Source organism: Pseudomonas sp. R19M (assembly GCF_050312585.1).
Classification (GTDB): Bacteria; Pseudomonadota; Gammaproteobacteria; order Pseudomonadales; family Pseudomonadaceae; genus Aquipseudomonas; species Aquipseudomonas palleroniana.
Window position 1 is genome coordinate 1 of the sequence record NZ_JBNPJV010000092.1, and the last position, 22455, is coordinate 22455.

19 protein-coding genes are annotated in these 22455 nt (G+C 60.3%); 12 read left to right on the forward strand and 7 right to left on the reverse strand.

Annotated features, from left to right (window positions below):
- Window positions 1-191: 191 nt before the first annotated feature.
- Window positions 192-2801 (reverse strand): bifunctional aconitate hydratase 2/2-methylisocitrate dehydratase, encoded by a 2610-nt coding sequence (acnB, locus tag ACQRBT_RS21355; protein ID WP_060752641.1) that lies wholly within the window; start codon window positions 2799-2801, stop codon window positions 192-194.
- 398 nt (window positions 2802-3199) lie between these two features.
- Here acnB and ACQRBT_RS21360 point away from each other — a divergent pair, with 398 nt between their 5' ends.
- Complete coding sequence (locus tag ACQRBT_RS21360) at window positions 3200-3673, forward strand: DUF1289 domain-containing protein (RefSeq protein WP_104993960.1); 474 nt, start codon at window positions 3200-3202, stop codon at window positions 3671-3673.
- 112 nt (window positions 3674-3785) lie between these two features.
- Here the strand turns inward: ACQRBT_RS21360 and ACQRBT_RS21365 are convergent, their stop codons facing one another.
- A complete protein-coding gene (locus ACQRBT_RS21365) occupies window positions 3786-4649 on the reverse strand; it encodes a universal stress protein (RefSeq protein WP_060752642.1) in 864 nt (287 codons plus the stop codon).
- A gap of 151 nt (window positions 4650-4800) precedes the next feature.
- Between ACQRBT_RS21365 and ACQRBT_RS21370 the strand changes: the two genes are divergently transcribed.
- On the forward strand, window positions 4801-5403 hold the full coding sequence (locus ACQRBT_RS21370) for a tRNA-(ms[2]io[6]A)-hydroxylase (protein WP_060752643.1): 603 nt from the start codon (window positions 4801-4803) through the stop codon (window positions 5401-5403).
- On the opposite strand, the gene ACQRBT_RS21375 is transcribed toward ACQRBT_RS21370, so the two are convergent.
- A complete protein-coding gene (locus ACQRBT_RS21375) occupies window positions 5359-6558 on the reverse strand; it encodes an MFS transporter (RefSeq protein ID WP_060752644.1) in 1200 nt (399 codons plus the stop codon). The two genes, ACQRBT_RS21370 and ACQRBT_RS21375, sit on opposite strands and share 45 nt — an antisense overlap.
- A 157-nt stretch (window positions 6559-6715) precedes the next feature.
- On the opposite strand from ACQRBT_RS21375, the gene ACQRBT_RS21380 reads away from it, so the two are divergent.
- Together ACQRBT_RS21380 and ACQRBT_RS21385 are read left to right on the forward strand one after the other, a co-directional pair.
- Window positions 6716-7423 (forward strand): winged helix-turn-helix domain-containing protein, encoded by a 708-nt coding sequence (locus tag ACQRBT_RS21380; protein WP_060752645.1) that lies wholly within the window; start codon window positions 6716-6718, stop codon window positions 7421-7423.
- The gene (locus ACQRBT_RS21385) at window positions 7424-8701 is read left to right on the forward strand and encodes an ATP-binding protein (protein ID WP_412046146.1); all 1278 of its coding nucleotides are present in this window, start codon (window positions 7424-7426) and stop codon (window positions 8699-8701) included.
- A gap of 55 nt (window positions 8702-8756) precedes the next feature.
- Here ACQRBT_RS21385 and ACQRBT_RS21390 read toward each other — a convergent pair whose 3' ends face one another.
- Together ACQRBT_RS21390 and ACQRBT_RS21395 are read right to left on the reverse strand one after the other, a co-directional pair.
- Window positions 8757-9548, reverse strand: coding sequence for a MipA/OmpV family protein (locus tag ACQRBT_RS21390; protein WP_412046145.1), 792 nt, complete (start codon window positions 9546-9548; stop codon window positions 8757-8759).
- A gap of 18 nt (window positions 9549-9566) precedes the next feature.
- Entirely contained in the window at window positions 9567-11390 is a 1824-nt protein-coding gene (locus ACQRBT_RS21395) for a serine hydrolase domain-containing protein (protein WP_412046144.1), read from the reverse strand.
- A 230-nt stretch (window positions 11391-11620) separates the two neighbouring features.
- Here ACQRBT_RS21395 and ACQRBT_RS21400 point away from each other — a divergent pair, with 230 nt between their 5' ends.
- Both ACQRBT_RS21400 and ACQRBT_RS21405 read left to right on the forward strand, forming a co-directional pair.
- On the forward strand, window positions 11621-13720 hold the full coding sequence (locus tag ACQRBT_RS21400; protein ID WP_412046143.1) for a hypothetical protein: 2100 nt from the start codon (window positions 11621-11623) through the stop codon (window positions 13718-13720).
- Window positions 13717-14211: a hypothetical protein gene (locus ACQRBT_RS21405; RefSeq protein ID WP_104993953.1), complete on the forward strand. Its 495-nt coding sequence runs from the start codon at window positions 13717-13719 to the stop codon at window positions 14209-14211. The genes ACQRBT_RS21400 and ACQRBT_RS21405 overlap by 4 nt, the downstream gene beginning before the upstream one ends.
- Window positions 14212-14273: 62 nt before the next feature.
- On the opposite strand, the gene ACQRBT_RS21410 is transcribed toward ACQRBT_RS21405, so the two are convergent.
- Entirely contained in the window at window positions 14274-14765 is a 492-nt protein-coding gene (locus ACQRBT_RS21410; RefSeq protein ID WP_104993952.1) for a GFA family protein, read from the reverse strand.
- A gap of 31 nt (window positions 14766-14796) precedes the next feature.
- On the reverse strand, window positions 14797-15687 hold the full coding sequence (locus tag ACQRBT_RS21415) for a LysR family transcriptional regulator (RefSeq protein WP_060752651.1): 891 nt from the start codon (window positions 15685-15687) through the stop codon (window positions 14797-14799).
- A gap of 131 nt (window positions 15688-15818) precedes the next feature.
- On the opposite strand from ACQRBT_RS21415, the gene ACQRBT_RS21420 reads away from it, so the two are divergent.
- The 6 genes from ACQRBT_RS21420 (at window position 15819) to dctP (ending at window position 22445) form a co-directional block, all read left to right on the forward strand.
- Entirely contained in the window at window positions 15819-16637 is an 819-nt protein-coding gene (locus ACQRBT_RS21420; protein WP_161547850.1) for an FAS1-like dehydratase domain-containing protein, read from the forward strand.
- A gap of 29 nt (window positions 16638-16666) precedes the next feature.
- Window positions 16667-17830, forward strand: coding sequence for an acyl-CoA dehydrogenase family protein (locus ACQRBT_RS21425; RefSeq protein WP_161547851.1), 1164 nt, complete (start codon window positions 16667-16669; stop codon window positions 17828-17830).
- A gap of 11 nt (window positions 17831-17841) precedes the next feature.
- A complete protein-coding gene (locus ACQRBT_RS21430; RefSeq protein ID WP_412046142.1) occupies window positions 17842-19191 on the forward strand; it encodes an MmgE/PrpD family protein in 1350 nt (449 codons plus the stop codon).
- Window positions 19192-19200: 9 nt separating this feature from the next.
- Window positions 19201-20394: a CaiB/BaiF CoA transferase family protein gene (locus ACQRBT_RS21435; protein ID WP_060752655.1), complete on the forward strand. Its 1194-nt coding sequence runs from the start codon at window positions 19201-19203 to the stop codon at window positions 20392-20394.
- A 15-nt stretch (window positions 20395-20409) separates the two neighbouring features.
- The gene (locus ACQRBT_RS21440) at window positions 20410-21225 is read left to right on the forward strand and encodes an HpcH/HpaI aldolase/citrate lyase family protein (RefSeq protein WP_412046141.1); all 816 of its coding nucleotides are present in this window, start codon (window positions 20410-20412) and stop codon (window positions 21223-21225) included.
- A 236-nt stretch (window positions 21226-21461) separates the two neighbouring features.
- Complete coding sequence (gene dctP / locus ACQRBT_RS21445) at window positions 21462-22445, forward strand: C4-dicarboxylate TRAP substrate-binding protein DctP (protein WP_060752657.1); 984 nt, start codon at window positions 21462-21464, stop codon at window positions 22443-22445.
- The last annotated feature ends 10 nt before the right edge of the window (window positions 22446-22455 follow it).

Here is a 22455-nt window from a genome sequence, read left to right on the forward strand (position 1 = left end):
AGCAGGCCCATTTTTGAGGCCGCTGCGCGGCCTATCGGGAGCAAGTCGAATCGTCGCACCGCCCCTCCCACAGTGATAGCGTCAAGTCTTAACTGACAGGTATTGGGGAAAGCCCCCACATTTTTATATTCCGGGCATAAAAAAACGCCGCGTATCTTGCGATGCGCGGCGTCCTTTACATCAACATACCGTTAAGCTTGAACTACCGGAATGTTGGCGCTTGCTGCGATCTTGCGGAACTCGGCGATCTGGTCGAAGTTCAGGTAGCGATAGACGTCACTGGCCATGGTGTCCAGTTTCGCAGCGTAACCCATGTACTCTTCGACGGTCGGCAGGCGACCCAGGGTGGAAGCCACTGCCGCCAGCTCGGCCGAAGCCAGGTAGACGTTCGCGCCGTCACCCAGACGGTTCGGGAAGTTACGGGTCGAGGTCGACACCACGGTCGAGTTCGGCTCTACGCGTGCCTGGTTACCCATGCACAGCGAGCAGCCTGGCATTTCCATGCGTGCGCCAGCCTTGCCGTAGATGCCGTAGTAGCCTTCTTCGGTCAGTTGGTGAGCGTCCATCTTGGTCGGCGGCGACAGCCACAGACGGGTTGGCAGCTGACCCTTGACCTGTTCCAGCAGCTTACCGGCAGCGCGGAAGTGACCGATGTTGGTCATGCACGAACCGATGAACACTTCGTCGATCTTCTCGCCGGCAACGCTCGACAGCAGACGGGCATCGTCCGGGTCGTTCGGTGCACAGAGGATAGGCTCGTTGATGTCGTTCAGGTCGATCTCGATGACTTCGGCGTATTCCGCGTCGGCATCGGCTTCCATCAGTTCAGGGTTGGCGACCCAGGCTTCCATCGCTTGGGCGCGACGTTCCAGGGTGCGTGCATCGCCGTAGCCTTCGCCGATCATCCAGCGCAGCAGGGTGATGTTGGAGTTCAGGTACTCGGTGATGGACTCTTTGGACAGCTTGATGGTGCAACCGGCAGCCGAACGTTCGGCCGAGGCGTCGGACAGTTCGAAAGCCTGTTCCAGCGTCAGGTCGTTCAGGCCTTCGATCTCCAGGATGCGGCCGGAGAAGGCGTTCTTCTTGCCTTTCTTCTCGACGGTCAGCAGGCCGGACTGGATGGCGTAGTAAGGAATGGCATGAACCAGGTCACGCAGGGTGATGCCAGGTTTCATTTTGCCTTTGAAACGCACCAGGATCGATTCCGGCATGTCCAGCGGCATGACGCCGGTGGCAGCGGCGAACGCAACCAGGCCGGAACCGGCCGGGAACGAGATGCCCATCGGGAAGCGGGTGTGGGAGTCACCACCGGTACCGACGGTATCCGGCAGCAGCATGCGGTTCAGCCAGCTGTGGATGATGCCGTCGCCAGGGCGCAGCGATACGCCGCCACGGGTCATGATGAAGTCAGGCAGGGTGTGGTGGGTGGTCACGTCGATCGGCTTTGGATAGGCCGCGGTGTGGCAGAAGGACTGCATCACCAGATCGGTCGAGAAGCCCAGGCACGCCAAGTCTTTGAGTTCGTCACGGGTCATTGGACCGGTGGTGTCCTGGGAACCCACGGTGGTCATCTTCGGCTCGCAGTAGGTGCCTGGACGAACGCCTTTGCCTTCCGGCAGGCCGCAAGCCTTGCCGACCATCTTCTGTGCCAGGGTGTAGCCTTTGCCGGTATCGACAGGGGCTTCAGGCAGCTTGAACAGGTCGGTAGGGCCGAGGCCCAGTTCAGCGCGGGCCTTTTCAGTGAGGCCACGACCGATGATCAGCGGGATACGGCCGCCAGCGCGGACTTCGTCCAGCAGCACCGGGGTCTTCATTTCGAAGGTGGCCAGGACTTCGTCGGTACCGTGCTTGCAGACTTTGCCGGCATGCGGGTACAGGTCGATCACGTCGCCCATGTTCAGGTTGGACACGTCGAACTCGATCGGCAATGCGCCAGCATCTTCCATGGTGTTGTAGAAGATCGGGGCGATCTTGCTGCCGAAGCAGAAGCCGCCGGCACGCTTGTTCGGTACGTAAGGCACGTCGTCGCCGAAGAACCACAGTACGGAGTTGGTTGCCGATTTACGCGACGAACCGGTGCCGACCACGTCGCCCACGTAGGCGATCGGGAAGCCTTGGCCGCGCATTTCTTCGATCTGCTTCATCGGGCCGGTCTTGCCTTGCTCGTCCGGTACGATGCCTTCACGGGCCATTTTCAGCATGGCCAGGGCGTGCAGCGGGATATCAGGGCGGGACCAGGCATCCGGGGCAGGGGACAGGTCGTCGGTGTTGGTTTCGCCGGTGACCTTGAACACGCGCAGGCTGATCTTGTCGGCCAGGGTCGGACGGTTCTTGAACCATTCGCCGTCGGCCCAGGACTGGATCACGGCCTTGGCATGCACGTTGCCGTTCTTGGCTTTTTCGGACACGTCGTGGAACGCATCGAACATCAGCAGGGTGTGCTTGAGTTGGTCGGCCGCGACAGGTGCCAGGGTGGCATCGTCCAGCAGTTCGACCAGGGTCACGATGTTGTAGCCGCCTTGCATGGTGCCCAGCAGTTCAACGGCGCGTTGCTTGCTGATCAGGGGGGAAGTGGCCTCGCCCTTGGCCAGGGCAGACAGGAAACCGGCCTTGACGTAGGCAGCTTCGTCAACGCCTGGTGGAATGCGGTTGGTGATCAGGTCAACGAGGAATTCTTCTTCGCCAGCCGGAGGATTTTTCAGCAGCTCGACCAGGCCTGCGGTTTGTTCGGCGTTTAGCGGCTGGGGAACGATACCCAGTGCTGCGCGCTCTTCGATATGTTTGCGGTAGGCTTCAAGCACAGTTATTACCCTCATCAGTGGTCCCACGGGACGCTCATCCAGAAATGAACGGCACGCATGCGCTCAGGGGCTTTTTGGGCCGCAAAGCCAGCGCTGCCGGCATTCCTCACAGAAGCTGCTTTCAAAGTTTTACGCCTGCAGAACGGAGCTGATGAGGGTTGGCGCGGGCTTTGACCTACCGGGTCATAACACGCGCCAACACCGTTCTGAAGGAACGACTGTGCTCGTGACGCTTTGAAAACAGCTTCCAGCGGATATTATTGGCGCCTTACAAGGCCGGATGATTCTACGGCAAAAAAAATCTAAAGGTAAGTTGCCTGACCAAGTTTGCAGGGTGATCAACCTTAGACAAAGGGCTAACATGGCCCATTGTTCCGCTGAGCCGGGTGCCGTTGCCCATGTCCAATTCAACCATCAAGACCCCGTGCGTCGGCCTGTGCTCCACGGTTTACGGCGATCTCGTGTGCCGTGGCTGCAAGCGCTTCCACCATGAAGTGGTGCAGTGGAATGGCTATGACGAAGAGGCAAAACGTGCGGTCTGGCTGCGGTTGGAGCAGTTGCTGGTGCAGGTCATGGCCGGCAAGCTGGAAGTGTTCGACCCCAAGACGCTGCGCAGCCAACTGGAGCGGCGCAAGATTCGCTTCGTGCCGCACCAGTCCGAGTATTGCTGGGCCTACCAACTGATTGCCCGGGGCGCGCGGGTGATTTCCAACCTGGAGGCTTACGGCATGGTGCTGCTGCCGGAGTTCCGCGATTGGACGTTGCCGCAGCTGCGCGATGCCATTGATCGTGAGTTTTTCATCCTGTCCGAAGCCCACTACCAGCGCTACATCGCCCCGGATTTCCTGAGGGATGAGTCACTACATCTGTGAGAGGGGGCTTGCTCCCGATGGCGCCGGGTCAGTCAGCTCATAGGTAACTGAACCACCGCTATCGGGAGCAAGCCCCCTCCCACAATTGCACTTGATTGACTGGAGGAGCGGGTCAGGCTTTGTTGGCCAGTTCTTCCAACTGATCCATCAGGGTGCCGGGCTTGAGCACCAGCACATCGCTTTCCACGGCGTCGAGTATCACTTCCGCCGTATTGCCGATCAGCGCTCCGGAAATCCCGGTGCGCGCCACGGTGCCGATGATCGTCACCGCCGCTTGCAACTTATGCGCCTCGAAGGGGATCAGCACATCCGCCGGCCCTTCTTCGATATGCAGGTGGGCATCGTCCACATCGAACTCGGCCTGAAACGCCTTGCATTGCTCGCGATAACGCGCCTCGATGGTTTCCTTGAGCTGGAATGTCGGGTCCGCCGCCGACAACATCGGCGACGGATGGGCGCTGATCACATGCAACTGCGCCTTGGCCAGGCTGGCGATATCAAAGCCGTGGTCGATGATCGTATTGTGCAGGGCGCGATGCTCGCCGTCGTTATTGCCCACGTCGATGGCGGCCAGAATCACCCGCCCGGCCCAAGGGCCTGCGGTCTTGACCAGCAGCACCGGCGTCGGGCAATAACGCAGCAGCTTCCAGTCGGCCGGGGTGAGCAAGGCCTTTTTCAGCGGGCTGTCGGGGAAATGTTGCTTGATCACCAAGCCGCAGCCTTCGGCCTGCTGCACGTCGATGATGGTTTCATGCAGGCTGTCATTCCACGCCTGCTCGGTGGTCACGCTATAGCCGTCTTCCTGTAAACCGGATTTGAGCAGGCTCAGCAGCGCCGAGTGCTCATGCTTCTTGTCGCACACCAGTAAGTGCAGGTGCGCGCCGGTGACCCCGGCGATCAGCTTGGCGCGCTTGAGGGCCAGGCTTTCCGAATGTTCGGGTTCGATGACCACCAAAATGCTGCGGATGGCTTGCATAATCGGGATCTCCAGTAAGAGGGGGCATGTAACCACTATAGTTGCTGCCCGTCAGGCGGCATGTTGATACACATCAAGGCCCGTGACTGGTGGTCTGCGGCGTGGTCGGTATAATCGGCGGCCTTTTGTGATCCTTTTGCCCGTGAGCCCGATGAACCTGCCCGAAATCCACGAATTCCTCGGCTGCCGCACCCCCGACGCCTGGGTCCAGGCCGCATTGGCCGATCAGGAAACCCTGCTGATCGACCACAAGAACTGCGAGTTCAAAGCCGCCAGTACCGCTTTGAGCCTGATCGCCAAGTACCACGGCCATGTGGACTTGATCAATATGATGTCGCGCCTGGCCCGCGAAGAACTGGTGCATCACGAACAAGTCATGCGCCTGATGAAAAAGCGCAAGGTCGAACTGCGCCAACTGCACGCCGGCCGTTATGCCTCGGCGTTGCGTAAAGTGGTGCGCAGCCACGAGCCGGTCAAACTGGTGGACACCCTGGTGGTCGGTGCCTTTATCGAAGCGCGCAGTTGCGAGCGTTTCGAAGCACTGGTGCCGCATTTGGACGAAGAACTCGGCAAGTTCTACTTCGGCCTGCTGAAAAGCGAGGCTCGGCACTTTCAAGGTTACTTGAAGCTGGCGTACCAGTATGGCGACGCCAAGGATATTGCCCAAGTGATCGAACGGGTGAGGGCGGCCGAGCAGGAACTGATCGAGTCACCCGACGTCGAGTTCCGCTTTCACAGTGGCGTGCCAGCCTGAAGCGACCGCCGTGCCGATCAGCGCGGCGGCGCCCGCCAACAGCAGGATCACCGTTTGCGTGCCCCAGGGCGCGGCCAGCAGCGCAATCGCCAGGCCCGCCAAGGGTTGCGCCAGATTGTTGAGCAGTGTGATCACGCCGACTGTCTTGCCGAAATCCTGGACCGGAATGACCCGCTGACGGGTGCTGCGCAGGTAGACGTTGAACATCTTGTCGAAACCGGTGACCAGCAGAAAGCCCACGGCGTACAGCCATACGCTTGGGCTGACGGCCATGATCAGCGCCCCGATGCCGATCATCGAATACGACAGACCGCCCAGTACCCTCAATGGCAGGTCGGCCCGCGCCAGGTAAAACAGAATGCCGATCGTCACCAACGCTCCCAATGCTTGCAGCAACGCATACGCATCCTTGCCGGCGGCGAACTGGCCGGTGACCAGCGCCGCCGAAGTGGCGAGCGTCACGCCGATGATCAGGTTCACGCCCACCGCCAGGGTAATGACCCGCCTTAATTCCACCCGGTTGCGGATATGCCCGAATGCGATGCGCAACGGTTGCAGCCAGATATCCGGATGTTGCTCGAAGGTTTGCAGGTCTACCGCGCTGGTGCGCCGCCAGATCCGCATGGCCAGGTCCGCCAGCCAGAACAACCCGGCAACCCCCAGCACCACCCAATGCCAGGCCCAGATTTCCAGGAGCAGCGCGGCCGCCAACGGGCCCAGCACCAGGCCGCTCTGGTCGGCGATCTGTGAATAGGAGAGGGTCTTGGAGTAGGTGTAGTGTTTGAAAATATGCGGCATCAGCACTTCCCGCGCCATGATGCCCTGGGTGGTCAATACCCCGCATAACGCCGACAGCAGCACGATCCAATAGATACCGTCGAATAACGCGTACAGTCCTACCGTGATGGCACAGGCCAGCGCCCGGTAGACCTGGCTGATATGCAGGATGCGCACGGCAGGGAACTTGTCGCACAGGGCACCGCACACCGGGAAGGCCAGGTAACGCGGCAATGACTCGACAAAAAATGCAAAGCCCGCCCAGGCCACGCTCTGGGTGGTCTGAAATACGATCAAGGGCACGATGAACAATAGAATCTGGTCTGCCAGCCGCGACAGGAACAGCGAAACGAAGAACGCCAGGTAATCCTTGCGCATACAACTCCCTGTGAATGGCGTTAAAGATTGCAGGCTATTTGTTAAAAACTCTTAAAAGCATGAAGCTTCGTTGGGGCGTCATGGCCAGATGCTTCAGTCGAACAGCTTGCCACCTATAATGGCTGCACTTCAATCGGCGTTTGTACACTGAGAATTTATGGAAAACCTGGGGCTGGGCAAAGTTCTGCTCGTTGAGGACGATGAAAAACTGGCGGGGCTGATTGCGCATTTTCTGGCGCAGCACGGTTTCGAGGTGCGGGTGGTGCACCGGGGCGATAAAGCCCTGGCGGCGTTCCTGGACTTCAAGCCGAAGATCGTCGTGCTCGACCTGATGCTGCCGGGCCAGAGCGGCCTGCATGTGTGTCGTGAGATTCGTAACGTGTCTGACACGCCGATCGTGATCCTCACCGCCAAGGAAGATGACCTGGACCACATCCTGGGCCTGGAGTCCGGCGCTGATGACTATGTGATCAAGCCGATCAAGCCGCCGGTTTTGCTCGCACGCCTGCGTGCCCTGCAACGCCGACAAGTGCCCGAGCCCACCGTTCGCGGCTCCCTCGAATTCGGCCACCTGTCGATTGACCGTAGTTGCCGGGTGGTCAGCCTGGGAGGGGAAACCATCGACCTGACGACCATGGAGTTCGAATTGCTGTGGTTGCTGGCCAGCAATTCGGGAAAGATCCTCTCGCGCGATGACATCCTCAACCGCATGCGCGGTATTGCCTTCGACGGCCTCAACCGCAGCGTCGACGTCTACATCAGTAAATTACGCAGCAAACTCAACGATAACCCCCGTGAACCGGTGTGCATCAAGACCATCTGGGGCAAAGGCTACCTGTTCAATCCTTTCGCGTGGGAGGTTTAGATGCTGCGGCTGTTTCTGCGCCTGTATGTGATCCTGGCGCTGGGTCTGGCGGGGGCGATCTGGCTGGTCAACTACACCTTCGATGAGTTGACGCCTGAAACCAACGAAGTCTACAACCGCGAAGCGTTGCGCGGCCCGGCTTATGCCTTGGTGGAGCAACTGCGCACGCTGCAAGGGCCGGCGCGCGAAGCTCGGCTGGCCGAGTTGCAACCGCATTACGGGTTGCGGCTCAAGCTGGTCCAGAGCGACACACTGGCGTTGAACGAGCGCGAAAAAAATCTGCTGCGCGCCGGCCAGCTGGTGGTTCGCGGCGACTTCATGGAGTTCATCTCCAGCATCGACGGTGGCCCGCAGCTGTTGGAAATCAAGTTGCCGGAAGAACCCAAGTGGCTGTACCTGTGGGCCTACGGTTTTCTCGGCCTGTGCCTGGCCGTGGTGCTGTATTTCTGGGTACGCCCGCACTGGCGTGACCTGGAGCATATCCGCTTGGCTGCGCAACGTTTTGGCGATAACGAGCTTGGCTCGCGCATCCTGCTGCCGCGCCGTTCCACCGTGCGCGAACTGGCCGGGCACTTCAACCAGATGGCCGAGCGTATCGAAAGCCTGATCGCCAACCAGCGCGAACTGACCAACGCCGTGTCCCACGAATTGCGTACGCCGATTGCGCGCTTATCGTTCGAGCTCGATCAACTCAAGCAACAGGCCGACCCGCGCCAGAGCCGTGAGTTGATCAATGACATGTACGCCGACCTGGGCGAGTTGGAGGAGATGGTCTCCGAATTGCTCACCTACGCCAGCCTGGAGCGTGGCGCTACGCAGGTCACCCGGGAAAGCATCGAGGCCCATAGCTGGCTCGACAGTGTCATCGGCAGCGTGGCCCTCGAAGCGGAAGCGGCCGGTGTGCAGCTGTCGTTGCGTACCTGTGAAGTCGACGTTATCCAGATCGAACCGCGCTTCATGGCGCGGGCGGTGATCAACCTGCTGCGCAACGCCATCCGTTATGCCGAGCGCCGCGTGGAGGTGTCGCTGGTCAAGTTCGGCACGGGTTACGAAGTGCGGGTCAGCGATGACGGGCCCGGCGTACCGCTGGAGGGCCGGGCGAAGATCTTCGAACCTTTCATGCGCCTGGACTCCAGCCGCGACCGCCGCACCGGTGGCTTCGGCCTGGGCCTGGCGTTGGTGCAGCGGGTCAGCCAATGGCATGGCGGCCAGGTCGAAGTGCTGGACTCGGAGTGGGGCGGGGCGTCGTTTCGGATGACGTGGGCGTATGCCGAGTAGCAGTCTCTAGTAGGAGCGAGCAAGCTCGCTCCCGCGTTCTAATTGTATGGTCGGATCAGAAGGTGTATTCCACCATCCCCATCACCGACGTCTGCAACCGTCGCTCCACAATCGGGCTCTTGCCCGCCTCATCCGCCAGGTACTGCACGTCCAGCAAGGTCGAGAACCGGGTGTTTTCGCTGATCGGCAGGCTCCACGCCAGGTTCATGCCATTGCTGATGTTGCCGGCTCCGGCCTTGTATTCCTTGAAGCGGCTTTGTGCAGCCTGACCCGTGGTCACGCCGTACCAGGTCTGCAGGTAGTTACGGTCACCAAAATGGCTGCTCAGGGTGGCGTCGACGGAGCCAAAGCGGCCTTTATAGAGGTTGGTGCCCAGGCTCAACTCCAGGTGGGTGAAGGCCTTGCCGGTATCCTTGTGGTCATTTTCCTTGAGGGCGTGTTCCAGCGTCGCGCCGACAATCACGCCGCCGAGTTTATAGCTGGCGCTCACCCCCAGTTGCGGGCGTGACTTGATCTCGCCCATGCCTTTGAGGCGTTTGGAGCCGGCATGCAGGGTTTCATTTTTGTCCTTGCGTGAACCGCTGGCACCGACATAAGTGCTGAAGCTTGCCGCGTCGCCTTCGTAGCGCCATCCCAGGCCCTTGCCGGTGTCGAGGAAAATCCCCCAGGGGCTGACAATTTTGCCGCCCAGTTCCGGCCCGGTCCGGCGTTCGTCACTCCCGCTGTAGCGGGGCGCGTTGCTGACGCCGAGCTTGAGGCTGTATTGCCAGTCTTCGGCAATGGCGCTGTCGGCGGCGGCGAGCAGGCATACCGAGGTGAGGGACAGGCAAAGGTGATTTGAGCGCATTGAGGCGTTCTTCCTTGGTTAGAGATTCAGAGGTTTATGCGGTGCTTGGGTGCGCTTGAAGGAGTAACCCGAAGCGCTGAGGCCATTGACCTGACGGCTGACGGTGTCGCCCAGGCCATAGCCATTACCGGCCAGTACCGCGTGGGCGTTGTCGACGGGCAATAGGATGTAGTCGGTCAGCGGCTCGCCATGCAGTTGGCCGCGCAATACCAGGAAACCTTCTTCCAGGCGTACGCTGATGCCGCTCAGCGGCGCGTTCGGCTCATGGGTGTTGAGCACGTGATAGGTGCCGATGGTGTCGGCCCAGGCCAGGGGCAGCGGCGGCGGGTCGACGCGCTCACCGATGGCGATGCGTTGGCCATGGCTGCGGGCAGTGAGCATCTGGCGGCCTTGTACGGTCACCACATCCAGCTGCACGCGGCCCAATTCGCCGAGATCCTTGAGCCAGAACCCGAGGACTTTTTTCTGTGCGCGCAACCAGCCGTGCTCGTCACGCACCAATTCAAAGTCAAAACCGGCCAGTTCGCCGGACAGCCGATTTTTATCGTCCTTGAGGCGCAGTACGCCCCAGGCCGTTGCATAAAACCCGGCCAGGCGTTTACGGTCCACGGCCGCCGGCACCTGGCGCAGCTTCAACCCGTGGCTGGGGGGCTGGCAGTCGCCGCTGCACACTGGCGTGCCGGTTTGTGCCTGGAGCATCAAGCGCAGCGCGTCGGTGGACAGCGACACCACCATGTCCTCGGCATTGCTGTCATTGGCCATGATGATCACCGCCAACTGCTGATCAGGCAGCACGCTCAATTGGGCGGCAAAATCATCGCCACCGCCGCTGTGCTGATAGGTCCGAATGCCGGGGCCGACCGGCTCATCCCCACAAGGCGCCAGAAACCAGCCCAGGCCCATCTGGCAATCGAAGTCCAGGGCGTTGCCGGTGTTTTGCTGGGTGAACATCGCCTCGATGGACGCGTTACTCAGCACTTGTCTGCCTTTATAGGTGCCTTGGGCGAACAGCATCTGCACGTAGTGGCTGAGGTCTTTCGGGCTGGCCCACAGCCCGGTGGCCGCGAGGTCACGCACCTGTGCATCGGTGCTGGCCTGGCCGTCTTCGTAACCCATGGCGCGATAACCCAGCTGTGCGCCGGTACCGACGAAGCTGGACTGGTCCATCGCCAACGGCTTGAGCAGGCTGCTTTGTAGCTGAGCCTCGAAGCTTTTGCCGGTGCTGCGCTCAATGGCCGCGCCGACCAAGGCGTAGCCGAGGTTGGAATAGGCCACCTGAGAGCCCGGCGGGCTGCTCAGCCACACACCCGACACACGCATGGGCATCTGGCCCATCGCATAGGTACTGCGCAGGTCGCGCAGGTGCTCGCTGGGCAGGCCGGACTGGTGGCTGAGCAAGCGACGCAAGGTGATATCGCGGTCAGCCGCAGTCTGGTCGGCATGAAAACGCGAACGCACGTAAAACTCGCGCAGGGTTTGCTGGATCGGCGCATCCAGCGCCAGACGCTGCTGCTCCACCAATTGCAACACCGCCGTGGTGGTCAGCAGTTTGGAAATGCCCCCGGCGCGAAACGCCGTGTTACGTGTAACCGGTACGCCGCGCGCCTTGTCCGCCATGCCGAAGCCACGGGTCCAGAGCAATTCCTGGCCATTGACCAACGCAATCGACAATCCCGCCACGTTATCTCGGGCCATGTCCTGGGGAATTCGGGTTTGCAGGTAACGGATGATTGCACCGTAATCACCCTTTTGAATCGGCGGCGGAGCAGGGGGTTGCCCATGGCAACCGATACTGCTCAGCAGGCAACCCAGCAGAGGAATACTGCGCAATGTGCGAAACATGAAGAACACCCGAATGGTGGTTTGGATGCTCAAATGCTAGGGCGGTGGCGGCCGATAATCTTTGACAGCTTTGTCGAGAAACTGTCAAAGACTGTTAAAGATCAGGCGCCAGGAAATCTCAAGGCAGAATCAGGGAAGCCCCTTGCTGAAAAAGGGAAGTTTTCCGGCATTTCCAGAGGATATTCAGACTTTAATCTCAGCGCTCTTGTGAAATCAGGAGCGACACCGCCATGGACGCTACACGCTGGAGCCACCCGTTCAAGGATCAAAACCACCCGTTGTCGCAGTTGACCCAACTGGCCCATGCCGGCGCGGGTTATTACCCCATAGGACGCAATGCGCTGTGGCATGGCGGCGTGCATTTTGACAGCGGCACCGCAGCCCTGCTGGACCAGTCGGCGGTCTACTGTGTGGCAGACGGTGAGGTCGTGGCTTACCGCATCGATGAGCATTCACCCAACACTACTTACGTGGACGACGACCAGTGCGTGGCGAAACCGTTCTCGCGCAACTTTGTACTGGTGCGCCATCGTCTTGCGCCGCCGACCATCGCAGGCCACTCACAGACGCCTCCCAGACTGACCTTCTACAGCCTGTATATGCACCTGCAGGAGGGGATGTTCTATCGCGACGACTCAAAGCACGTTCGACCTGCCTTCTGGCCTGAAGAGGCAACGGATGGCGCGGTTGTGCTGCAAGCGCCTGTCGCAATCAAGGCCGCCGATCTGATCGGGCACATCGGGCTGTATCACTGCGCGGATACAAAGCGCCCGGAAAGCAAACTGCATCTGGAAGTGTTCAGTGGTGATGACGTCGAAGGCTTTATCGACGCCAGCCGGGCTTGGGCGCAACAGTTGCCTGCCGATGAACAGACTTGGCTCAAGCTGGTGGCAGGCACTGTCGTCGTCCCCCATCAAGAGGGCTTTGGCGTTGCGCAATGCCCCGTTCCCGGCACTGCCGGTGCGGTCAGTGGTGCTGACTTGCTACTGCCCAAAGTGTTGCTCGACAGCTTGCCGCCCGAGAGCAAAATCAGCAGCGCCCTGGGTAGGAAGTGCACATGGTATCGCCTGGATGGGTTGCTCATGGATGCCGACAACCATCCGCTCGATGGCTGGGTCTGCGAAGAGGTGGGGATTACCCCCTGGGTCAGTCCGTGGTCGTGGGAGGGCTACTCCATTGTCTACAGCCTCGACTCTTCCCTTGGCACGCTTGCCGCGCTGTGGCGTGACCTGGGGCGGTTCAGCGAGGCTCAACTTGCACGGTTTGCTCGCGTGGCGGACGAGGGCAACAGAAGCCGCATAAAAAGCCGTCTCTACGACATCATCGACCGCAATCGCGATGGACGGGTCACCGCTGCCGAGCTGCAGGCAGCCATTCGCCGGCCGGCTCACGCGCAGTCGATTTCACGGTTGATCATTCATACCGAAAGCGAATGGTCCCAGCCGAACAAGTGGGATGGGTTGGACGAGTTGCTAGGCCACAGTGGCGCAACACCGCACTTGAACTGGTTGGCGGAGAAACAACGGATCAATGCGCTGTGTTGGTGGGAAGAGGTGGCGCCGAAGCTTGGCCTGCCTGCGAATGGGGCGGTGTTTCACTTTCATCCGGTGGGGTTGGTGGGGCAGTTCTGCGCGGCTAATCCATTGGCAATTACTCCGGCACAACTAAAGCAAATATTTCCCTTGGCCGACGATGCCGATATTGAGGTGGTAGTCAATGAAATAAACGGTCGATTAGTCGAGTTCAAGTTGGACACCCGGCTTAGGCAACGGCACTTTTTCGCCCAGATCAAGGGCGAGGTGGGGGCGTCTATGAAAGCAGTGACCGAAAGTTGGGAGTTTTCCCCGGAGGTACTTAAGTCGTTCAGTGTTTACTATCGAACGCATCCTTTGGAGGCGGAACAGGATGGATATTTGAAGGATTCGAATGGACGGATTATTCGTAGAGCGAATCAACACGAAATTGGGGTGAAGCATTTTTTGCGCTTAAATGGAAATCGAAGGTCTCATCCTGCAGATGGGTATAATTTCAGGGGGAGGGGTTTGTTACAACTTACGGGCTATGAAAAATACAAGGGTTTCAAGGCTGGTTACTCAAGATACTGGAAGGGTGTAGCGCCAGATACAGTCGGGCAACCAGAGCTGATTAATGAAATGCCTACGGCCATAAGGAGTGCAATATGGTTCTGGATTGATCTCAATATTTTTAAACAGGTGCAGTCTGGTGGTTATTCAGATGTCGTAAGAGTTACTAAAGCTGTAAATGGTGGGACGATGGGACTTGAGGAAAGGAAAGCAGCCTACAGAATTGCTGAAGGCGCACTGAAATGAAGATGACCCTGTTTTTTATAGGGCAGCTACTAATGTTTTCCAGTCAGAGTGTTTTTGGCTCCGAAAGTAGCCTCTGTAAGGCTAATGAAACAATGATCGCGTCGTGTCATTTGCATGAAGGGAAAAATAGGGTGGTGTCTCTGTGTGCAAGTGCGGACAGTACTTTGGTTTTTTATAGAATTGGCAAGGAGCAAAGCATGGAATTGGTAAATGACTTTTCGAAACGACGAGTATTATCTCGATGGGTGGATAAAGCTACTTACACTACATATTTTGGATTTAGGTTGCCTCCTTATTCCTATGTTTTTGGTGTGCCGCAGCAGACGTACGGAGCTAAGGCGTTCCTGGAAGCTTATAAAGACGACAAAGAAATTATGTTGCGCGTATGCACCGAAAACTCTTTTGGAGAGACGGCGCTTAGAAGTGAAGCTATACGCGAGGTGCCAGATGATCTTGTAAGGGGTAATGACTTTCTGTTTCCGCCTTATTGAGAGTTCTTGTTAGTTTGGTATGGTTTTAAAAACTCACTGCTCTGAGAGTTGCTTACGCGGAATTACAATGTGTGTGGTGTCACTCGCTCATGCCACTGAGCAATCGACTCCTCAGGATACTCATCAAACTGCAAATCCCCCTTGCGCACCGTTACCTCCACCCACGGTGCCTTGGACCCCAGCATCAAGTGCGTATGTTCCGGCGGCACTGGCAGTGGTGTGTCGATGGCTGACGCGAACGGGTGGATCAGCTCTGGCCATTCCGGGCTGAACAGCCATAGGGCGCTGCCGCATTGCGAACAGAAATGCCGCTCGGCGGTGCTGGCGTGGGCACGGCTGGCGCCTTCTGGTTTGAGCTTGGCGTGGTAGATCGAAATCTGCTTGCGCCCCTGTACCTTGAGACTCTTGGCGTCGCCACCGAGGTTGATCGCGTAGCCACCGCCGCCCTGGGTCTTGCGGCAGATCGAGCAATAGCAACGCTGGTAGGGGTAAGGGTGGGCGCTGTTCAAACTGAAGGTGACAGCGCCGCAATGGCAGGATCCTTCTAGCTGCATGGGAGTCTCCTTGGCAAGGTGACTGTTCAGCTTAGGCGGTTTTCGGCATCAAGGTAGCGATCAATGCGCGAATGGTCCCTGGCAAGGCGTCCAGTTCCCGCACCAGGATACTGCGCTCGCGAATGGCCCACGGCTCCTGGAGCTTGACCGCCACCAGTTGCATGGTGCGGCTGTGCCGCACGGCGGCGGATTCGGGGATGATGCCAATGCCCACGCCGGCCTCGACCATTCGGCAGATCGCCTCGAAGCTCGAGACCTGAATGCGCAGCGACAGCTGTTTGCCGAGTCGGTCGACGTGTTCGCGCAGAAAGCTCAGCAACGTGCTGCCCTCATGCAAGCCAATGTGCTGATAGGCGAGGGTCTGTTCCAGCGTCACTGACGCTTGACCGGCTAACGGGTGATCGACGGGTACCATCAACACCAGTTCATCGGTGCTGAAATGCAATACCTGCAAGCCTGCCGCTTCCACGGGGCCGGCAATGATGCCCATATCGCTGGTGCCATCCAGCACGCCGCGCACGATATCCCGGGACAGGCGCTCTTGCAGGTCGACCGTGACGCCGGGGCGCTGCGACAGGAACCCCGCCAGCACCTCCGGCAGAAACTCGGTGACCGCCGTGGTATTGGCGAAGATGCGGATATGCCCAGCCGAATCCGCGCCGTATTGGGTGAATTCGCTTTTCAGGTAGTCCACCTGGCGCATGATCAGCCGCGCATGGTGCAGCAGGCGTGCGCCCGCCGGGGTGATTTCCACGCCACGGCTGTCGCGGTACAGCAGGCGCGTGTCGAGCTGGCTTTCCAGGGCCTTGATCCGCGCACTGGCAGCGGCCGGCGAGAGGAACGCACGCTTGGCGCCCTGGGTCAGGCTGGGGGATTCAGCGATATGGATAAACAGGCGCAGGTCGGCCAGGTCGAAGTGCATGCAAAACTCCGGGAGCAGAATGGCGGCGTTCAGCATAACCGAACGCTGGTTTATTGAAATGCAAATTCTCAGAACGGATGAGGGCTTGCATGATCCGGGGCAGACACCCACTGCCCGAGGACCTGGACCCCATGAGCGCCACTGATTGGATCGGCCGAAGTGAAACCACGCACGACCTCCTGAGCCATAACCTGCTCAAGCGTATCGCCGCGACGTTCGGTGAAGAGGTGCCGAGCGATGGCGAAGCGATTGCGCCGTTGTGGCAGTGGTGCTTTTTTCAGGATCCACTGCCGGAAGCGGCACTGGGCACTGATGGCCACCCGGCCCGTGGCGGGTTCCTGCCGCCGGCGGATAACCGCAATCGCATGTGGGCCGGTGGCCGCATTGAATTTGTGCAGGCGTTGCGGGCCGGTGCGGCAGCCACTCGCGTGTCCACGATCACTGCCGTAGAAGAGAAGGCCGGCCGCACCGGCTCGCTGCTGTTTGTCACAGTGCGTCATGACTATTCCCAGGACGGTCGCCTGGCGATCCGCGAAGAACAGGACATCGTCTACCGCGAACCCACGCCACCCAAGCAGGGCGGCGGTGAGGCACTGCCCCTCAGCGAGTGGCGTGAAGCCGTCGAGCCGACCCCCACTTTGTTGTTTCGCTACAGCGCCGTGACCTTCAACGGCCACCGCATTCACTACGACTACCCCTATGTCACAGGCACCGAGGGTTATCCGGGGTTGGTGGTGCATGGGCCATTGATCGCCACCCTGAGCCTGCGTGCCTTTTGTCGTGCCCACCCTGAAGCCCGGTTGCGCCGTTTTGCCTACCGTGGCGTGCGCCCGTTGATTGCACCGCAACCGTTTGAAGTGGGCGGTCGGATCACCTCGGACGGTGTTGCCGAACTGTGGGCCGGTAACGCCGGTGGCCTGGCGCAACAAGCCCAAGTGCACTTCGAATAACCCCAGAACAACAGGCGGAGAGCCGTTACATGACCCCTAATGACCTTGAAGAACTCAACGCTATCCGCGACGGCGTGCGTGCGTTGTGCGCTGAATTCGATGCCGCTTACTGGCGCAAGATCGACGAAGAAAAAGGCTTTCCCGAGGCGTTCGTCAAGGCCCTGACCGATGCCGGCTGGTTGTCGGCGATGATCCCGCAGGAGTACGGCGGCTCCGGCCTGGGCCTGGCCGAAGCCTCGGTGATCCTGGAGGAAGTGAACCGTTGCGGCGGCAATTCCGGCACGGTGCACGGCCAGATGTACAACATGTTCACCTTGTTGCGTCACGGCAGCGAGGCGCAGAAGCGTTTCTACCTGCCCAAGCTCGCCAGTGGCGAATTGCGCTTGCAGTCCATGGGCGTCACCGAGCCCAGTACCGGCACCGACACCACCAAGATCAAGACCACCGCGATCAAACGCGGCGACAAGTACGTGATCAACGGCCAGAAGGTGTGGATCTCGCGTATCCAGCATTCCGACCTGATGATCCTGCTGGCGCGCACCACGCCACTGGCCGAGGTGACGAAAAAATCCGAAGGCATGTCGATCTTCCTGGTGGACCTGCGCGAAGCGATCGGCAATGGCCTGACCGTGCAGCCCATCGCCAATATGGTCAACCACGAAACCAATGAGCTGTTCTTCGACAACCTGGAACTGCCGCTCGACAGCCTGATCGGCGAGGAGGGCAAGGGTTTCAAATACATTCTCGATGGCCTGAATGCCGAGCGCACGTTGATTGCCGCCGAGTGCATTGGTGACGGCCGCTGGTTTATCGAAAAAGCCAGCGCCTATGCCCGCGACCGCGTGGTATTTGGCCGACCCATCGGGCAGAACCAGGGCGTGCAATTCCCGATTGCCGAAGCCCATATCGAAATCGAAGCCGCTGACTTGATGCGCTGGCGCGCCTGCGAGGAATACGACCGCGGCGCCAATGCCGGGGCCAGCGCGAACATGGCCAAGTACCTGGCGGCCAAGGCGTCCTGGGAAGCTGCCAACGCGTGCCTGCAAACCCACGGCGGTTTTGGTTTTGCCTGCGAATACGACGTGGAGCGCAAATTCCGCGAGACCCGCCTGTACCAGGTGGCGCCGATCTCCACCAACCTGATCCTGTCCTACGTGGCCGAGCATCTGCTCGAACTGCCCCGCAGCTTCTGAGGCTTTTGACCATGAGCCATACCCTAGCCTTGTGTCGGTTCCTTGCGCAGCTGGATTACGAGCAGCTGCCGGAAACGCTGCTGGCGCGCACCGAAGAGCTTTATCTGGATTGGCTGGGCTCGGCCCTGGCCAGCCAGGGCATGCATCCGATCCCGTTGTTTGAACGCTATGCACAAAAGATGGGGCCCGGCAGCGGCCCGGCGCAGGTGATCGTCAATGGTGGCAGCAGCAGTGCGTACTTTGCCGCCCTGGTCAACGCCGCCGCCTCGCACCTGGTCGAGCAGGATGACCTGCACAACAGCTCGGTGCTGCATCCGGCCACCGTTGTGTTTCCGGCTGCCCTGGCCGCCGCGCAGGACCTCGGTAAATCCGGGCGTGAGCTGCTGCTGGCGTCGGTCGCCGGTTACGAGGCCGGGATCCGCATCGGCGAATTCATGGGCCGTTCCCACTACCGAATCTTTCATACCACGGCCACCGTCGGCACGCTCGCCGCTGCGGTGGCGGTGGGCAAATTGCTGGGTTTCAACCAGGAGCAGTTCGTCAACCTGCTCGGCAGTGCCGGCACCCAGGCCGCCGGTTTGTGGGAGTTCCTGCGCGATGCCGCAGACTCAAAGCAACTGCATACGGCCAAGGCCGCGGCGGATGGTTTGCTCGCCGCTTACCTGACAGCGGATGGGTTGACCGGCGCGCGCAATATCCTGGAAGGCGATCAGGGCTTGGCGGCCGGCATGTCCCAGGATGCGCAGCCGAGCCGCTTGTCGGCCGGCCTCGGGAACCGCTGGGCGTTGCTGGAGACGTCGTTCAAGTTCCACGCGTCGTGCCGTCACACCCATCCTGCCGCAGACGCGTTGTTGCACCTGATGCAGCGTGAGGGTTTGAGCGCCGCCGATATGGCCCACGTGCAAACCCGTGTCCATCAAGGCGCAATTGACGTACTGGGGCGCGTGAAAGTGCCTGCCACCGTGCATCAGGCCAAGTTTTCCATGGGCACGGTACTGGGCCTGATCGCGGTGCATGGCAAGGCCGGGCTGACCGAGTTCCACGAACTGGCGTTGAGCGATCCGGCGGTGGCCAGCGTGCGCGACAAGGTCAGCATGACCCTCGACCCCGAGGTCGACGACGCCTACCCGCAACGCTGGCTGGGCCGCGTTACGGTCACCACCACCGATGGCCGCACCCTGCACGGCGCGATTGACGAGCCCAAAGGCGACCCGGGCAACACCTTGAGCCGCGTCGAACTGGCCGACAAATTCCGCCGGCTCTGTCAATTCAGCGGCGCACGCACACCGGCACAGGCCGATGCCCTGATCGAAAAAGTCTGGAACCTGCGCAGCGCAGCGTCCATGGCCCACTGGCTCTGAGGAACTGCCATGACTCATCAACGACCGCTGGACGGCATCACCGTCGTCAGCCTGGAACACGCGATTGCCGCCCCGTTTTGTACCCGTCAGTTGGCCGACCTGGGCGCTCGGGTGATCAAGATCGAGCGCCCCGGCGCCGGTGACTTTGCCCGTGGCTATGACGAGCGGGTGCGCGGCCTGGCCTCGCACTTCGTGTGGACCAACCGCTCCAAGGAAAGCCTGACCCTGGACCTCAAGCAGGATGAGGCAGGATCTATCCTCGAAACCTTGCTGGCCGATGCCGATGTGCTGGTGCAGAACCTGGCACCCGGCGCGGCGGCACGCATGGGCTTGTCGTTCGAGGCGCTGCATGAGCGTTTTCCGCGGCTGATCGTCTGCGATATTTCCGGTTATGGCGAAGGCGGGCCTTACGAAAAGAAGAAGGCTTATGACCTGCTGATCCAGAGCGAAGGCGGCTTTCTGTCGGTGACCGGTGGCCCGGGTGACGAGCAGATGGCCAAGGCCGGTTGTTCGATTGCCGACATCTCCGCCGGCATGTACGCCTACAGCGCCATCCTCTCGGCGCTGTTGTTGCGTGGCACGACGGGGCAGGGCAGTCGCATCGACGTGAGCATGTTGGAAAGCCTGGTGGAGTGGATGGGCTACCCGATGTATTACGCCTTCGATGGCGCCCCGCAACCACCGCGTGCCGGTGCGGCGCACTCGACGATCTACCCCTATGGGCCGTTCCCGACCGGCGACGGCGGCACGGTGATGCTCGGTTTGCAGAACGAACGCGAATGGGCGGCGTTCTGCGACAAGGTGCTGCTCACCCCTGAGCTTGCGACGGATGAGCGTTTCAGCGCGAACTTCAAGCGTTCGGCCAATCGTGAGGTGCTGCGCGCGATCATCGTCGACCGCTTCGCGCAGCTGGATACCGAAGCCGTGATCCAACGGCTGGAGCATGCGCAGATCGCCAGTGCCCGGGTCAACGATATGCAAGGTGTGTGGGACCACCCGCAACTCAAGGCGCGGGACCGCTGGCGTGAAGTCGCAAGCCCCGCTGGCCCGTTGCCGGCGTTGTTGCCACCGGCACGCAATACCGCGTTTTCGCCACGTATGGACGGGGTGCCGGCGCTGGGGCAGCACAGCCAGGCCATCCTCCATCAGATCGGTTACTCGGCTGATGCCATCGACCGCCTGCGCACGCGTGGCGTTATCTGAAAAGGAATGTCAGTGATGTCCCAATCTTTAGTTCGTTCAGCCCTGTTTGTCCCCGGCAGCCGCCCGGAACGTTTCGCCAAAGCCCTGTCCAGTGGGGCCGATGCGGTGATCGTGGATTTTGAAGATGCCGTGGAAGAACCGCTCAAGCGCCAGGCACGGGATAACCTCGCGGCGTTTTTGACCGTCCAGCCTGATGCCCGGGTGTGGGTGCGCATCAATGCGCCTGGGCATGCCGAGCATTTTGCGGATGTGGCGTTTTGCAAAGCCCATGCGAGTGTGGCCGGTGTGCTGTTGCCGAAGGTGGAGAGTGCCGCCCAGGTGGCCGTGGTGGCCGCCGCCGGTAAAGTGATCTGGCCGATTATCGAAAGCGCACGGGGCTTGCTGGCCATCGCCGAGATCGCCCATGCGCCGCAGGTGGAGCGTCTGTCATTTGGTGGCCTGGATCTGGCCCTGGACTTGAACCTGAGCAGCCAGTCGGCGGCGGCACGGTTTGCGCTGGATCAGGCGCGCCTGTCGCTGATCGTGCATTCCCGCGCCGCCGGCCTGGTTGCGCCGCTGGATGGCGTACATCCGGCAATCGACGATCCCGAGGGCCTGCACCGTTCGATCCGCCATGCCTATGAAATGGGCTTTGCCGGAGCGCTGTGCATCCATCCCAAGCAGGTCGCGGTGATCCATGCCGCCCTGGCGCCCAGCGCCGAAGACCTGGCCTGGGCCAGGCGCGTCGTGGAGGCCGGAGCCCATGGGGCAGGGGCCTATCAGATCGATGGGCAGATGGTGGATGCGCCGGTATTGCTCAGAGCCCAACGATTGCTGGCAGCCCGGACCTGACTGCAAAAACCGGATTGAACGTGGGAGGGGGCTTGCTCCCGATGACAGTGGATCAGTACCTGATGTGTTGACTGACACGCCGCTATCGGGAGCAAGCCCCCTCCCACAGGCGTGTCGATTGTTTATGCGGTTGGCGTTCAGTTTGGCAGAACGCAGGTATCTGGAATTCTAAATTCACTAAACGCTTTACATCAGGCACCTTGCCTCACAACACAACAATAAGAAGGTGATTTTCCATGCTCAAGCTATCCCGGGCGCTGCTGTGCGCCGCCACCTTGTTTGCCGCAGGCCTGGCCCAGGCGGCGGACCCGATTGTGATCAAGTTCGCTCACGTGGTCGCCGAGAACACCCCCAAAGGTCAAGGCGCGCTGCTGTTCAAGAAGCTCGCCGAAGAGCGTCTGCCGGGGCAGGTCAAGGTCGAGGTATACCCCAACTCGTCGTTGTTCGGTGATGGCAAGGAGATGGAAGCCCTGTTGCTGGGCGACGTGCAGATGCTCGCACCTTCGCTGGCCAAGTTCGAGCAATACACCAAACAGGTGCAGATCTACGACTTGCCGTTCCTGTTCAACGACCTGGCGGCCGTCGACCGTTTCCAGGCGGCCCAGGGCAAGGAGCTGCTGACCTCGATGCAGGGCAAGAACATTCTCGGCCTGGCCTATTGGCACAACGGTCTCAAGCAACTGTCCGCCAACAAGGCACTGCATGAACCCAAGGATGCCCGTGGCCTGAAATTCCGTGTGCAGGCTTCCAGCGTGCTGGAAGAACAGTTCAAGGCGATCCGCGCCAACCCGCGCAAGATGAGCTTTGCCGAGGTCTACCAGGGCCTGCAGACCGGCACGGTCAACGGTACGGAGAACACCTGGTCGAACTACGAAAGCCAGAAGGTCAATGAGGTGCAGAAGTACTTCACCGAGTCCAACCATGGCCTGATCGACTACATGGTGATCACCAACGCCAAATTCTGGAATGGCCTGCCGCCAGACGTGCGCAGCACCCTGGAGCAGATCATGGCCGAGGTCACCGTCGAGGTGAACAAGCAGGCCGAAGCGCTGAACCAGTCGGCCAAGCAGAAAATCATCGACGCCAAAACCAGCGAAATCATCGAGCTGACACCCGAGCAACGTGCGCTCTGGCGCGAAGCCATGCGCCCGGTATGGCAGAAGTTCGAAGGGGAGATCGGGGCTGACCTGATCAAGGCGGCGGATGCCGCCAACCAGTAACACCCCGAGC

Bases quoted from the DNA above. Each gene is read 5' to 3' on its own strand.
- ACQRBT_RS21440 (WP_412046141.1), top strand. From the start codon at position 20,410: ATGTCCCAATCTTTAGTTCGTTCAGCCCTGTTTGTCCCCGGCAGCCGC.
- ACQRBT_RS21420 (WP_161547850.1), top strand. From the start codon at position 15,819: ATGAGCGCCACTGATTGGATCGGCCGAAGTGAAACCACGCACGACCTC.
- ACQRBT_RS21395 (WP_412046144.1), bottom strand. From the start codon at position 11,390: ATGTTTCGCACATTGCGCAGTATTCCTCTGCTGGGTTGCCTGCTGAGC.
- ACQRBT_RS21410 (WP_104993952.1), bottom strand. From the start codon at position 14,765: ATGCAGCTAGAAGGATCCTGCCATTGCGGCGCTGTCACCTTCAGTTTG.
- ACQRBT_RS21360 (WP_104993960.1), top strand. From the start codon at position 3,200: ATGTCCAATTCAACCATCAAGACCCCGTGCGTCGGCCTGTGCTCCACG.
- ACQRBT_RS21365 (WP_060752642.1), bottom strand. From the start codon at position 4,649: ATGCAAGCCATCCGCAGCATTTTGGTGGTCATCGAACCCGAACATTCG.
- ACQRBT_RS21425 (WP_161547851.1), top strand. From the start codon at position 16,667: ATGACCCCTAATGACCTTGAAGAACTCAACGCTATCCGCGACGGCGTG.
- ACQRBT_RS21400 (WP_412046143.1), top strand. From the start codon at position 11,621: ATGGACGCTACACGCTGGAGCCACCCGTTCAAGGATCAAAACCACCCG.
- ACQRBT_RS21430 (WP_412046142.1), top strand. From the start codon at position 17,842: ATGAGCCATACCCTAGCCTTGTGTCGGTTCCTTGCGCAGCTGGATTAC.
- ACQRBT_RS21415 (WP_060752651.1), bottom strand. From the start codon at position 15,687: ATGCACTTCGACCTGGCCGACCTGCGCCTGTTTATCCATATCGCTGAA.
- ACQRBT_RS21435 (WP_060752655.1), top strand. From the start codon at position 19,201: ATGACTCATCAACGACCGCTGGACGGCATCACCGTCGTCAGCCTGGAA.
- ACQRBT_RS21390 (WP_412046145.1), bottom strand. From the start codon at position 9,548: ATGCGCTCAAATCACCTTTGCCTGTCCCTCACCTCGGTATGCCTGCTC.
- ACQRBT_RS21370 (WP_060752643.1), top strand. From the start codon at position 4,801: ATGAACCTGCCCGAAATCCACGAATTCCTCGGCTGCCGCACCCCCGAC.
- dctP (WP_060752657.1), top strand. From the start codon at position 21,462: ATGCTCAAGCTATCCCGGGCGCTGCTGTGCGCCGCCACCTTGTTTGCC.
- ACQRBT_RS21380 (WP_060752645.1), top strand. From the start codon at position 6,716: ATGGAAAACCTGGGGCTGGGCAAAGTTCTGCTCGTTGAGGACGATGAA.
- ACQRBT_RS21405 (WP_104993953.1), top strand. From the start codon at position 13,717: ATGAAGATGACCCTGTTTTTTATAGGGCAGCTACTAATGTTTTCCAGT.
- ACQRBT_RS21385 (WP_412046146.1), top strand. From the start codon at position 7,424: ATGCTGCGGCTGTTTCTGCGCCTGTATGTGATCCTGGCGCTGGGTCTG.
- ACQRBT_RS21375 (WP_060752644.1), bottom strand. From the start codon at position 6,558: ATGCGCAAGGATTACCTGGCGTTCTTCGTTTCGCTGTTCCTGTCGCGG.